Origin of the sequence: Bianquea renquensis (assembly GCF_014384895.1) — a bacterium.
Taxonomy (GTDB): domain Bacteria; phylum Bacillota; class Clostridia; order Lachnospirales; family Bianqueaceae; genus Bianquea; species Bianquea renquensis.
The window spans coordinates 192,034-205,595 of the sequence record NZ_JACRSQ010000002.1 but is presented as its reverse complement, the minus strand read 5'-3'; the positions used below and the strand labels follow the sequence as shown (position 1 = coordinate 205,595).

The following is a 13,562-nucleotide window of genomic DNA, read 5'->3' as shown; positions in this document are numbered from 1 at the left end:
CCCCTCCGTATTATTTATCAAAGTCGTATTGTATTACGCCTTGAGCGACTGTCAAACAAAAAAACCCCCTCTATCGTTTCTATTATACCACTTGTGTAGAAGGGTTCCTACATCTTTATAAAAATTTAAGAAAATTACCCATAACGATCAACTCTTCAGGTACTTCATAAAGCTTTCCTTATTTTCTCTCGCAGTCGTCGTTGGCCTGCCTAGATCACTTCGCGCTCCAATGGCAGCTTTGACTTCAATAAACGTCAGTTCACTGGCCTTCTTAGCCTCAGCCAGCGCTGTATCCAGGCTCTGTAAGTCTTCGACACAGAGCGCATGGAGATAACCGCACCCCTCCGCAATCTTCACCAGATCCATATGTCCCCCTACCGTAGGCATTCCCCCCACCGTTTCATGGGCTTCATTGTTGATGACAATGTGAACCAGATTCTCTGGTTTATTCGCTCCGATCACCGCCATTGCTCCCATATGCATCAACGCAGCGCCGTCCCCGTCGATACACCAGATCTTCGTATTCGGTTTGTTCAATGCGATGCCTAGTGCTATCGAAGAGCTGTGCCCCATGGAACCCACCGTAAGAAAATCATACTGATGGGACTCTCCCTCCCTTTCTCGAATCTCAAACAACTCCCGCGAAGCTTTACCAGTGGTCGAAACGATAATGTCCCGCTGCGCAATGCGTGCGATGTGCTCAATGATCTCCTCCCGTCTCATCGCAAAATCATTGTGATAATCCACTTTTTCGCCATACTGCAATGCATTCTTGCGAACGACGAAGGCTACACTCTTCCCTTGGTCCAGAAGTGGACGAAATCTCACCATTTGTGCCTTAATATCGGCTTGTGTGGTGGTTTTATCAAGGACATAAACCGTAATTCCCATATCCTCCAGTAATCGAATCGTAACTTCTCCTTGAAAGATATGCTGCGGTTCGTCGTGTTCGCCCGGCTCACCCCGCCAGCCCACCATAAAAATGCAGGGGATCGCATATACCCTATCATTTAACAGTGATGCCACCGGGTTAATGCTATTGCCTATACCACTATTTTGCATATACACCACTGGGACTTTGCCTGTGGCCAAGTGGTATCCGGCTGCCAGCGCAGTACAATTCCCTTCATTCGCGGCAATTACGTGATGCTGCGGATCGATTCCATAAGTATTCATCAGGTAATTGCATAAAGCCTTCAACTGAGAGTCTGGAACGCCCGTATAAAACTCAGCGCCGATCGACTCGATTAGCTCTTTGACATCCACGTTTTCTCTGCCCTCCTGCGTTTTGGCACATTATAGTTCGTCGATCAATGAAATTATATCCTTGATCGGCATTAATCTTGAGTCAACCTCCAGTGCGCGATGATACTTTAAAATATCCCTTGCCGTTTGTTCCATGGCGGGAAATGCGCTTCGTGTAAGCTGATTGGCATAAATTACAATATTCACTCCATGTTCCGCAAGCTCTGACTCTTTAACAGAATTGAATGATGAGGGGACAACAACAATTGGCGTCTCTTTATCCTCAAGACGGAACCGATCACAAAACTCCAGAATTTCATCTGGCGATTTTTTACGGCTATGAATCATAATTCCGTCGGCTCCAGCCTTAACATACGACATAGCGCGGTTCATCGCGTCATCCATTCCCTGATCTAAGATTAGACTCTCAATCCTCGCAATGATCATAAAGTCATCTGTCAGCTGGACTTTTTTGCCGGCTGCAATTTTTTCAGAAAAATGCTCAATGGTGTCTTGAACTTGCTCCACTTCTGTTCCAAATAATGAATTCTTTTTTAATCCTGTCTTGTCCTCAATAATAACAGCAGAAACGCCCATTCTTTCAAGTGAGCGGACTGTATAAACGAAATGCTCGGTCAATCCACCGGTGTCCCCATCAAAAATAATGGGTTTCGTCGTAACTTCCATGACATCATCAATTGTCCGAAAACGCGATGTCATATCGACCAATTCTATATCCGGCTTCCCCTTCGCGGTCGAATCACAGAGTGAGCTTATCCACATGGCGTCAAACTGATCAAATTCCCCTTCATGCTCAACGATTGTTTTCTCCGCAATCAAGCCAGTCAGGCCATTGTGAACCTCGATCGTCTTCACAATAGGTCGCAAGCACAAAAGCTGTTTTAAACGCTTTCTGCGAAGCTCCGGCATCGCTAACCTTTCTTTCAGCCGATCATCAATGCGCTTAACATTGTCATTGTACGTATAAGGGACATCGATCACACGCCCTCCGTATTCCTTCAACAGGGCGACAACGTTATCTCGAATGGCTTTCATTGGACCGCTTGTCCAATTATCGCCATGTATCACATAATCCGGTTGTATCTCTGCGATAACCGCATCATACATAATTTCATTCTGGATCACGACTCTGCTAACGCCCTCGATGTCCTTGACCATCTGAATACGTTCTTCAAAGCTAATCGTTGGAAAACGGTTAAATTTCACCATCGCCTCGTCGCTGAGTACGCCTATGATCACCTCTCCATACTGCTGCGCATTTTTTATGATATTGAGATGTCCTTCATGAATTACGTCTGTACAAAAACAAGTGTACACCTTTTTCATTTTATTCAATCTCCTATGGTTATTTATTCTTTTCAATTACTTCTGCAATCAGAAACTGTGCGACCTCCTCAATCTTCTCAAAACTAACCGCTTTTGTGAGAGAAACTCCAAATGCCTTCCGCACTTTATCCACCAATTCATCTGTATAATATAAGACTCCATCCACCACATTCTCGATCCCGTCCAGATAGATGGATTCTCTATTTTTTTTGCGCATACTGTCTATATCAAACCTTTCTTCGTCAATATAGGCGCGCATTGTATCCACAGTTCCATCAATCACAACTGGGTACCCCCCGATTTCACCAAAAACCCCCGGACAATGCAATTTCACAGCCTTTCGTTCCCTAATCGCAGATAAGATCCCCTCAATGATTTCAAAATTACTGGAAGCATTCATCATATTCCGCTTTGCATCTACAGGCATCGCAATCTTGCACATGGAAAATATGGCATCCATATCCGGCTCCAGCTTCTCTCCTCCATAGCGGATATCGATAAGCTGATCGACCTGTTCCGTTTGCCCTTCCTTGCTTATCACCACGTCATGGAAATGACTTGTGGCAAATGTTACATCCAGATTCCATGCATCTTGAATCCCATACTTTTCGGCTACGGCAAATTGAATCCTTGGAATTAAATGATTAATATTGCCACTTCCAAAATCCGGGTATGCTTTTCCTGCTGATTTCAACCATGGAATGACGGCATCTGAGTAGGATGTGTTAATGACAATCGCATTGCTATCCGCCGCCTCATATGCCTCCATAATATTTTTAATATACTTGATGGCGAGCGGAGCCCATATTCCGTAGGCTCTGATATTTTTCCAAGAAATACTGCCATATTTTAGGCCTGAATATGCCCTACTACTATTTACTATAATATCGGGCCGATACGTTTTGATACAGTCCTCAATAGAGGAGACCTCATTCAAATCCACATGATCAACCAGAATTACATTTGTTCGGTTCTGACCTCGAATTGCAGATGCAACTCGAACTATATTAATATCGGACAACATTTTTTCACTGTTTCTGCCCGCCACATAAAGCTCAATGTCAGCATCAGCGGTGGACATTAGATAATCTAACAAATACGAGCCCACACTGCCAAGACCCATAATCATAATTCTGACTTTTCTCTCTGCCATGACATCTCTCAGTATATTTAATTTCTCATTTAAATTTTTCATTTATTTTTCCCTTTTATAATGGTATTTTATCAAAATCTATTATTGTATTGCAATTGATCCATTCCTTTAATTCTACCATATCATACTGTTCTCTGTCGAGACTGCCAAAATACTTCTGAATCACAACAAGATTCGTTTTTTTGTATTCAGCCTCTGTTAGAGTCTCAACAATATCTCGAATTCGGTCTCTTTGCACAAACTTCCAAATCTGGCCGGAATTAAAGATGCCGATAAAGGGCTCTTGTATTCTCAGCGCACTGTGCTGTGTGTCATAGATATAATGGATTCGGTACTCGGAATCATAATAAAAAGCGACCGCCTTATTAGCAAGTATGGGCTCTCGATTATACGTAATCACATTATTGACGGCATGACAGACCTCCTGGAAGCTATCGCTGTCAACATATAAATCCCCCTCGGCAAAGACTATTTCTTGAAAATCTAAATCCATCACCGCTTGTAGGCCAAGAAAAAGGCTATATCCAGATCCGAAATCTGAATATCGGTCGTTCTTGATCAAAATAATCTTGTCCTGGATTTCCGTAAAATCATTCTCGAGTGTTGTTTTAAGCTGTTCAAACATATATCCGCCCACGATGACATATTTGTCAAAAGCCTCTTTCTGATGGAGCATCCTATATAATAACGACTCTTTAATACTATTTCTATAAAAAATACACTTCAGACAAGGTTCCCCGATGGACTCACTAAATCGAGTTGACAATCCCGCCACAGTAAGAATTAATATTTTCATTTTCTCATCGCCTCGACACACATATCGATTCCCTTCCTTAGATCAATCTGCGGCCTCCAATTCGTCCTTGTTCTTATTTTTTCAGTATTCAGTAGGCGCCTAACCGGGTCGGATGCACGGTATCCCTTAAATTCAATCTTCGGATTTTTGATTCCTAATTTTTTTGCACACAGTGCCACAAGATCAAGGATGGATATCTCTTCATCTGTCGCTACATTGTATACCGTCCCGTCCAAAGCGCTCTGCGAATCCATCAGGGCAATTACAGCTGCACAGCTGTCCTCATTGTGAAGAAATGTTCTATAATTTACCTTTGAATTCTCCAATAATTCTACACAGCCATTTGCCTTAAGCTGATTCAAAATATGCGGAATGATATGTTTCGGATACAATTCATTCTTGCTGTATACATTGGCAAAGCGGATGGAACATCCATTGATTTTTCCCTCATCCACAGCATCCTTCATGAAAAATTCTGTTAGAAGTTTTCCTGTCGCATAACTTGTCCGCTGGCTGTGTTCCGCATTTGCCATCGTTATATAATCTGCTTCTGAAACCCCTCCTTCACCCCATGAATTCATAGAGTAGACTTCTGAGGTAGAACAGTTAATATACGTCTTAGCTCCAACTTCAATCGCCTGGTCTAAAAAGGACTTCATCCCGATCACATTGGTTTCAAATGTACGGTTTATATGGTAAAAATGTTCTGTGTGGACAACCGCCGCACAATTGATATAGATCACCGCATCGCAATTATCTTTGGTGGACAAAACTACTGTCTTTATATCTTCCATCTGCTCTTTCGAGTTCAGGTCATACTCATAAAAAGAAAAGTTACGATTCCCCATCAAGTCCTCCACCGACTTTATGGAAGAAGCAAAGAAATTGTCAAACCCTATTACTCTATTCCCCGAAATAATGAGTTTCCTTGCTAGCTCATTCCCGGTCATCCCCGTTACACCACTGATCACATATAAATTCATTATACTCCAACCTCCAATCTTTCTCGATAAAAATCATCCACCTGCCTATGATAGGCCCTTTGTTCTTCTTCAATATTGTATTTCACCTTTTCAAACGCAACCCTTTCTGTCTCCATATCCAAAATAGCATACTGTGCCATAGGATTGAGATTTCTAGGCTGTCCCACTGAACCTGGGTTGATGAAGATTACTTTTCTTTTGTTCCTCCTTCTTCTATCCTCCGTCTGATAGTATTTTTCAAAAAGATGCGGAAGATGAGAATGCCCTGAGAATACATAATCATAGTTCTGATATCCACTCAACTCCTGGTCTGGCTTTATGCTGTTCCAGTACTGATCTTCTAAGCTTCCATGCACTGCAAGACACCGCTTAGAACCACAGGTAAACTCTGCACTCCCCCTGCATGTCATTGTTTTTAGAATATAATTCCATGAATCCTCGGTCAATACACTTCTCGTATACTTAGCACACTCGCGTCCTCTATCAGATGAAAATCGAGCATATCGATTGGTTGATATAGCATTCTCATGATTCCCCCATATGTTACATAGAATGGGATATGGCAGGCCCTTCACCATATTGATTACCTCATTGGAATGCATACCATAATCAATCATGTCCCCTAACAGAATACATGCCTGAATATTGGTTTCTTTCTTTGTATTGTCAAGCACCGCCTGTAACGCTGCTCTGTTGCCGTGTATGTCTGACATGATTAGAACTTTCATCGCGCCCTATTCCTTTCATTTGTTACATAAGCATAACCTACGTATTGACAATTATACCACGTCAGGAGAGACTTGTAAATTAAAGAATGAAATCTAAACTTTTTTGAGATCACATGTTCTGTATAGACTACTGAACACAAAAACGCTTCTCCTATGATAACTGTATAATAGTTCAATTGTTACCATAAGGGAAGCATTTTCCATAGGTTTTCAAGACGTATTAAAGCGATAACTATTATAGACATCAACATAGTGGCATGAAAGTTGCAACGGTATAAATCAGTATCCAATCTAGTGTTTTTTTACGCGACTTAAAAACAAGCCCAATATGCGCTGACTTATCTTTAATGAACATTTATAATTTATAGTAAAGGAAATGATACCGGCAATTAAACAGTTAATTATAAATATAAGCGCTCCCCAGATACATAATTTAATATATCCATCCATTATAGGTAATACTTTTATTTCTGCAACTATAACCAATATTGCAATGACGAAATAGGGAATGCTTAATCTTAAAAATGATACTATCTTTTTCTCAAAATACTTGCCGTGGATATATCCTATTTCCATAAAACTTAGGCTAATCGCTGTTATTAGCATCGATGATAAAATCCCATATATGCTCAATTTTAATAGAATAGTAATAACAAATCCAATACAGATAATTCCACATGCAATAATCTGAAAATATTTAGAAATCTTAAAATGACCTGTCATATTTAGCAAATGGCCACTTGGTATATGAATGAGTTCAAAAAAACAAATAGAAACTAAGTAAACTGCAATTAACGGCTGTTCATAATTTATATCTGTAACTCCCGCTGTATATACTTTTATAAAAGGCATAATCAACGCTGAGGCCGTCACTAGAAACACAAATAATAAAACAACGATGGCTAGTTCATACTGCTGAAAAACATCCCATACTCTGTTTCTATCTTCTTGAGCTGCAAGTTCTCCAATCCCCAATCTCGGTGCATCCGTAGCAGCATGCAGAATTCCTTTAAGCAAAACAAAAACACTGTTATAAACTGCGTACACACTTGCTAGTAGAGTGCCTCCTGCTGTTATAGTAATACAAATAATAGGAGCAGTAGAATAAAAAACACTTGTAATCTTTTGTGCAAAAACATCCCTAGTGCCTTGTATTGCTTTATAATTAGGTGTAGCTTTTAAGTCCAAAAACAAAAAATGCCTCTTAACATAAGCACCAATGGCTATGCTATTAATTATAGAAAAAATCATTAGGCAAAAACGAATAAACCACATGCTGCACCCTAATGACATTGCAATTATATTGATAATCCAACCACAGGATGTTGTAACCAGAGTGATTAAGGAAATAACGTATTCCTTTTGTTCTGCTTGTAAAAGTATTCTATATTTAGTAGTATAGTAAAAATTGAAGCAGACAGGTAGGATTGTCATCAGAAATATTGCGAAAACCAGAACGCGATTTAAATCCGTATTTATTATGAGGCTATATCCGAAGGATAAAATCACCCCAGCCACAAAGGACAGTATACCTATCTTCTTAAAAGTATTACGAGTAGCGGTTATAATTGAGTTAATTTTATTATAGTCTTTCTGAATATAAGGCTTAAATAAAGCTACATTGGTCGCAATGGTAAAACCGCCCTCAAATATCATTAGAACGTTGACTAACTGACTCGCTGTAGAATTTAAGCCGTTAAAATCTGATCCAAAAAATATTAAAATAAACTTAACCGATATTATGCCAATTAAACCATTACACACTGTAAGCAAAACGGCAGATATTGCATTTAGAATACTCTTCTTGTTGCGTTGCATCTTATACCTCATTCACTAATTTATTAACCGAGGCGACAAAGGATGCGGTAACATTTCTTGATGTATATTGGGGTATACATTTTGCCACCTCTTCAAATGTTAAATTTTTACCTCTGTACTTTTCAGCAAATTCATCAATTCGTCGCGCATGTTCCTCTACATCAATTTCCCTTTCATCGATAATCAAAACCATAGGATAGTCTTGCAAATACTTTAGGCATGGGTCTTGATCTATTTTTTGAAAGTGAATAATCGGTTTTCCCATGGACATGTATTCGAATATTTTACCTGGGGTTTGGAAACTAACTGCATTGCCGATACTGACTAAAATGTCAGCTCGAAGCATAGTATCATACGATGTATCGCGATTTTGTAAACCATGTACTGTTATAATTTTATTTGGGTCATTTATTTTTTGCAGTAGAACTTCAATCGGATATCCTGTCATAATAATAAAGTTAATATTACTAGTACACCTAACGAACGTATTAAGTGCATATTGAGGGTTCCGTATTTTGGCGCCTAATGCCCCTCCATAAACACAGCTTACTTTATCTTTAACAATGGATATTGGTTTAACATTTTGATGGTTTATAGAAACAGGCTTCATATTGGGAAACCCAATCGGGATCATTTTATTCATATATCGGTTAAATGGTGTTTCCTTGTAAAATTCATATAATTCTGGGATCAGATAAATTGCGTCACACGCGTCAAATAACTCATGTTGATGAGATGACAGTTTTTTATAACAGCCTTTACCATAAATATGTTCATTATAGCAATATGGATCAAATTCATATAGTATCCATTTTGGACGATTATTCGCATTCAATTTACGCAAAAACTTCTTCGCGATTTCATGACAAGTTACGGGATGGGATATAGATAGAACTACATCATATTTTTTTTCTTGGTGTAATTGGACACATTTATTTACAGTATCATTCTGTAGCCATCCAGAAAAGATTTTGTCGTGTTTTCCGATACAATAATATAGATAAAAGACCCCCTTTGAAATAAAAGCAAAAAGACGGTTTAACAACTTCAGCACCTTTGGAGCAGGTATTTCATTTAATCGGTTATATAAAATCGTATTCATACTTCGAGGATCTTCTATGCGCCAAATTTCCCGTCCATTTGCCTCTTTTTCATACTTAGGAAGGTCTACCGACTTGCGAACTGTTACAATGTCAATGGACCATTTATTTGCCTCTAATGCGTGAAGCAGTGGATCAAAACAATTCGTATTTGATGAGGGAAATGGATAATAGTCGCCAACAACTGCCAATAAGTTCATTTTATCACCTATGCATTTATAAGTATTATGCCAAAGATTTCTTTTCTCAAAGCCTCTATTTGTATTATCTGTTTATTTAACCTCTCATAAGTCGTCTCATTTAATTTTTCTATAAGTATAACGCCATCTTTTCCATATAATGCCTTGATCATGCCAGGATTCTCAATAATGCAATCATAATATTCTATTTTTTCATCCTCGTTTGATATTTGATTTAATTGTGAACTATCAATCGGAACTGAACCTGAAAATATGAAATTGTATTGTGCCTTCATGATAGCAATTGATTGTTTCGCAATCTCTACTTGTGTTGTGTTGTCACTCACTACATCCTTCTCTATTTTGTTGATAATTTTATTTATCCCCTTAACGCTGTTTGTATCATGATAATTCAACACAGCAAATATCGGCAAATTATACCGGCATCTGATATCACTTGCACTTCTCACCTTTGGGGAATGTATATACAGCAACGTAAATATACACACCCCTACAACCACCCCTAAAATAATGCCAAGGATAAAGAAAATAATTAATTTCTTTACTTCAATGTTCCCTTTTGATAAATAAAAACATAGAGCTAGCATTAGTACCACCGCGATAATAGTAATGAATAGAATCTTCCTGATATTCCGTAAAAAAACTATAACCAAGTCCTTAAATGTAATCTCTTTTCCCATCATAGCAACTCCTATTCCGTTTTATTTAATATATTTTGAATGAATCCTTCCAATGTACTTGCTTTCATTTTGATATGTCTTAGGCGTTATTAATAATGCTCCGATAAAACAGATCGCTATCCCCAGCCAGAAGTAAGGTGAAAGAATAAATACAAAAGGCTCTAAAGCTGTAGATCGAGGTATATAAAATATCGTTAATAAGCTATATAATATCATAGCTGATAAAATCCAGTGCTTCGATAATAAATATTTTACTTTATTCAGATACCATCCTATAATTACATTAAATATTATAACACCAATCCAACTATAATCTACAAACACGTCTAAGACATACGATGTTCCAATTCCATGTCCTTGAAAAAACATATCACCGCTTACGGCATATGAAAGATGTAATTTTAGATCGTGAGAAACTAACAACCTTTCCATTGTCTGTCCCACTGGAAAAGAAACCCCGGTAAGTCCACTTATAATACCATTTTGAAAAAATACATCATACGCATAGCCAAATAAGTAGCCTGGAAATTCTAATTGAGGAAGTTTATCTTTTACGTCCCAAAACTTTACTAAAGCATTATAAGTTGTACTTTGCTCATATAAAAAATTAACGATGGGGTTCTGCATTTTGGAAGATATATTACTGCTGTATCCATTCCTAAGCTCCGTATATATTAGTAAAAAGCAAATAACAAAGGGCAATAAGATAACAACAATCGTCTTTTCAACCTTTCCAAACCATTTTATTTCATTAGGTTTTCTTAAAGCATCCCGTAAAACATAGTAGACAAAAATAAAGACACAAGCCAGCATTGTTGGAGATCTCATTCCAACTCTTAAAGATGGAAGGGTCGAAAATAAATAGGCTGCTAAAACAAAACAGGACTTCCGTTTGCTAGGTAATGTAGCTAAAAAGATACACATGCACGGCTTCATTATCTGTATAAATCCTTTTACTACTGCAGGCATACTTGTTCTATATTCGCCAGTGTAAATGTCTACATAAGTATGGGTTTGCATAAAAAGTATTCTCTCCATGCCTTCCATCATGCTACAAACAAATCCTATAATAAAGAATATAAAAGATACAAATTGAATGTTTTTTATAAATATTGACTGTTCCTCTCTAACTATGGTGTCAAGTGAGTTATCTATAGTCGTCAAACTCGCACTTACATATAACGTTAGGAGAGATACATATATCATTGTAACTGCAAAAAGATCCGCGTCATATGAATACCCAATATTTGTCCATTGTATATTTCGTAGAATACATGTTAAGGGCCTAGCTGTCAAAAATAAAAAAAACGTACCATTAAAACACAGGAATGCAATCCTATCTCTTACTTTTTCAAACGAAAAAGATATATTACAGATCAGGATAATTAATGAGGCCATATACATAACAGTAAAATTCCCCTGTACCCTTCCAATTAAATACACAAAAGGAGATAACAACACGGCTGATATCCTAATCACTCGAGCCCCAGGATGCAATTTAAATCCTCCTCCCAATATTCAGTCTCTATTTTTCATAACAACATTTTTTTGGCAAGACTTTATCTAATGCTTCATTCAGATTTTGCTTAACTACTTCAAAATGATTCCCTTTATATGAATCATTGAAGCATATCATTTTGTACTTTTCCTTGCTTATTGCATGTAACAATTCGTCATTCTCATCTGAATCAATTATAAAAATCTTACCATGTCTATAAGAACAGGGAGATACATTTCCCTTAGCCAAATTCCAATATCGCATTATATATTGACTTACATTTTGTTCACTACGAAATTTATCCTTGCATGTATCTTTTAAAATTTCACTCTCACAGTTCCAAACCTCTTCAAAGAGTGATTTGGTATATGCATTTGGTAAATGGTCATTTTGGAAACCAGTAAAAACATTGAAGGGGAGTGTTAAATATGTTTTCAATCCGTCCAACCCATAAAATGGATAAAATAATTGTCTCCAATGCTTTTTTAAAAGTTCCTTTTTGCTAAAATGTTTATTTATTATTCTTACATTATTATAAATAATTGTCGAAGTGGCGTCTTCACTTGGGCATAAGGCAGAGATAATGAGTCGATCAACAGGTTTTCCCCCATTAAAAAAATCCTCCGGCTTAACCTTTGCATTTAGGAACGTATCATCATTAAAGTAAACAAAATGTTCACTGAGGCCCTTAATTCTATGCAAATTGAGTTCTATTGTATGTGAATTAAAAGTCGGAAGATATTCATCTGGAATAAAATCGCTATGTTTCACAATATTCAATTTGGGATGTTCTAGATTCAACCATTTCGGCAGATGTCCACACGTCACAAAATGGATACGGTTGACCCACGGAGCAAATTTTTCAACCGCACGAAACCAATACTGTAAATTATCCCAATCACGGTATCGAATTTCTCTATCGTCAGCAGCATCTCCTGGCTGATACTTTCTTTTTTCTTTTTGCCATTCAGGGTCGTTTCCGTCCACCCATATCATGATAAAATCAATTGGACATTCCACAGCTACCCTAGCCTCCTTACCCATCCAATAAGCTTGCAAGTGAACTTAAAATTTATTCTCATCATTAACATAACGCATTTTCGCTTAAAAGGCACATATTGGCTAAAAATGCACTCTTTAAAATATAACTTAAAATTTTGCAACAACATCGTCAAAATTTCTTCTTGTCTTTTAGGCGAAATGGAAGAACTCCAACCATAATACGCTATAACACCCAAAAGAGAAAAATAACTTTTATGTAATCTAAAGGTCGCCAAGGATTTGATTGCAGTATTACTGTCCCTTGACTCTTTCGATAAATTATTAAATGCGGTTAATGCATCCAAATTTTTTTCAGAAAAGGCTGTCCTTGTGATACTTTTATCATCTCTCCAATAAAAATATTTTATCGCATTGCTATAACAAATAATCCTCGCACATTTGATGGCTTTAAAAATAGTATCAATATCTTCATAAATACGGCCTAAAGGAAATTCGATTTTGTTTTCAATAAATAGAGCCTTTTTATACATTTTTCCACATGCAGGATATATTTCACGTTCTAAATATTTAATTAGTGCCTCTTCCGTATTCCATTTTTCTAGCGGACCGTCTCCCGTAGTACAACATATTTTTTGACCTTTTTTAACCTTCAAATATTCAATAATTGCAATGTCAGCATCCGCTTTGCAAATCATGTGCATCAAATAAGAAATGTAATCACGGGTAATCCAATCATCTGAGTCTATAAATGTAACAAAAATGCTAGTTGCAATTTCTAATCCTTTATTTCGTGCTGAGGAAAGTCCGCCATTTTCCTTGTGTATAACCACTATTCGTTTATCGATTGATGCATATTTATCACATATAGCAGGAGAATTGTCCGTTGATCCATCATCTACGAGTATAATTTCCATTTCAGCATAATCTTGTTGCCGGATAGAATCGATACAGCGTTCCAAATATTTCTCAACATTATATACTGGAACAATAACACTGACTTTTGGATTCATGT

General features: G+C 37.5%; 12 protein-coding genes. All 12 read right to left on the bottom strand.

Annotated features, from left to right (window positions below; translation table 11 throughout):
- Positions 1-147: 147 nt before the first annotated feature.
- Complete coding sequence (aepY, locus tag H8730_RS02445) at positions 148-1,266, bottom strand: phosphonopyruvate decarboxylase (protein ID WP_249289283.1); 1,119 nt, start codon at positions 1,264-1,266, stop codon at positions 148-150.
- A 30-nt stretch (positions 1,267-1,296) separates the two neighbouring features.
- Complete coding sequence (gene aepX, locus H8730_RS02440; protein ID WP_249289280.1) at positions 1,297-2,592, bottom strand: phosphoenolpyruvate mutase; 1,296 nt, start codon at positions 2,590-2,592, stop codon at positions 1,297-1,299.
- A gap of 19 nt (positions 2,593-2,611) precedes the next feature.
- Positions 2,612-3,787, bottom strand: coding sequence for a Rossmann-fold NAD(P)-binding domain-containing protein (locus tag H8730_RS02435; protein WP_249289278.1), 1,176 nt, complete (start codon positions 3,785-3,787; stop codon positions 2,612-2,614).
- A 13-nt stretch (positions 3,788-3,800) separates the two neighbouring features.
- A complete protein-coding gene (locus H8730_RS02430; protein WP_249289276.1) occupies positions 3,801-4,541 on the bottom strand; it encodes a DUF6564 domain-containing protein in 741 nt (246 codons plus the stop codon).
- Complete coding sequence (locus H8730_RS02425) at positions 4,538-5,524, bottom strand: NAD-dependent epimerase/dehydratase family protein (protein WP_249289274.1); 987 nt, start codon at positions 5,522-5,524, stop codon at positions 4,538-4,540. The genes H8730_RS02430 and H8730_RS02425 overlap by 4 nt, the downstream gene beginning before the upstream one ends.
- Complete coding sequence (locus tag H8730_RS02420; protein WP_249289272.1) at positions 5,524-6,252, bottom strand: metallophosphoesterase family protein; 729 nt, start codon at positions 6,250-6,252, stop codon at positions 5,524-5,526. Before H8730_RS02420 ends, H8730_RS02425 begins: the two co-directional genes overlap by 1 nt.
- Positions 6,253-6,543: 291 nt before the next feature.
- A complete protein-coding gene (locus tag H8730_RS02415) occupies positions 6,544-8,070 on the bottom strand; it encodes a hypothetical protein (RefSeq protein ID WP_249289270.1) in 1,527 nt (508 codons plus the stop codon).
- Between the two features lies 1 nt (position 8,071).
- A complete protein-coding gene (locus tag H8730_RS02410) occupies positions 8,072-9,370 on the bottom strand; it encodes a glycosyltransferase family protein (RefSeq protein WP_249289268.1) in 1,299 nt (432 codons plus the stop codon).
- Between the two features lie 8 nt (positions 9,371-9,378).
- Positions 9,379-10,050 carry a hypothetical protein gene (locus tag H8730_RS02405; RefSeq protein ID WP_249289266.1) on the bottom strand — a complete coding sequence of 224 codons (672 nt, stop codon included), beginning with the start codon at positions 10,048-10,050 and terminating at the stop codon, positions 9,379-9,381.
- Positions 10,051-10,071: 21 nt separating this feature from the next.
- Complete coding sequence (locus tag H8730_RS02400; RefSeq protein WP_346726544.1) at positions 10,072-11,511, bottom strand: O-antigen polysaccharide polymerase Wzy family protein; 1,440 nt, start codon at positions 11,509-11,511, stop codon at positions 10,072-10,074.
- A gap of 64 nt (positions 11,512-11,575) precedes the next feature.
- The gene (locus tag H8730_RS02395; protein ID WP_249289264.1) at positions 11,576-12,568 is read right to left on the bottom strand and encodes a Stealth CR1 domain-containing protein; all 993 of its coding nucleotides are present in this window, start codon (positions 12,566-12,568) and stop codon (positions 11,576-11,578) included.
- Between the two features lie 2 nt (positions 12,569-12,570).
- Entirely contained in the window at positions 12,571-13,560 is a 990-nt protein-coding gene (locus H8730_RS02390; RefSeq protein WP_249289262.1) for a glycosyltransferase family 2 protein, read from the bottom strand.
- Positions 13,561-13,562 lie beyond the last annotated feature (2 nt).

What these genes read in the sequence shown, in the direction of transcription:
- aepX (WP_249289280.1), bottom strand. Translation starts at nt 2,592, where the DNA reads ATGAAAAAGGTGTACACTTGTTTTTGTACAGACGTAATTCATGAAGGA.
- H8730_RS02435 (WP_249289278.1), bottom strand. Translation starts at nt 3,787, where the DNA reads ATGAAAAATTTAAATGAGAAATTAAATATACTGAGAGATGTCATGGCA.
- H8730_RS02430 (WP_249289276.1), bottom strand. Translation starts at nt 4,541, where the DNA reads ATGAAAATATTAATTCTTACTGTGGCGGGATTGTCAACTCGATTTAGT.
- H8730_RS02425 (WP_249289274.1), bottom strand. Translation starts at nt 5,524, where the DNA reads ATGAATTTATATGTGATCAGTGGTGTAACGGGGATGACCGGGAATGAG.
- H8730_RS02420 (WP_249289272.1), bottom strand. Translation starts at nt 6,252, where the DNA reads ATGAAAGTTCTAATCATGTCAGACATACACGGCAACAGAGCAGCGTTA.
- H8730_RS02415 (WP_249289270.1), bottom strand. Translation starts at nt 8,070, where the DNA reads ATGCAACGCAACAAGAAGAGTATTCTAAATGCAATATCTGCCGTTTTG.
- H8730_RS02410 (WP_249289268.1), bottom strand. Translation starts at nt 9,370, where the DNA reads ATGAACTTATTGGCAGTTGTTGGCGACTATTATCCATTTCCCTCATCA.
- H8730_RS02405 (WP_249289266.1), bottom strand. Translation starts at nt 10,050, where the DNA reads ATGGGAAAAGAGATTACATTTAAGGACTTGGTTATAGTTTTTTTACGG.
- H8730_RS02390 (WP_249289262.1), bottom strand. Translation starts at nt 13,560, where the DNA reads ATGAATCCAAAAGTCAGTGTTATTGTTCCAGTATATAATGTTGAGAAA.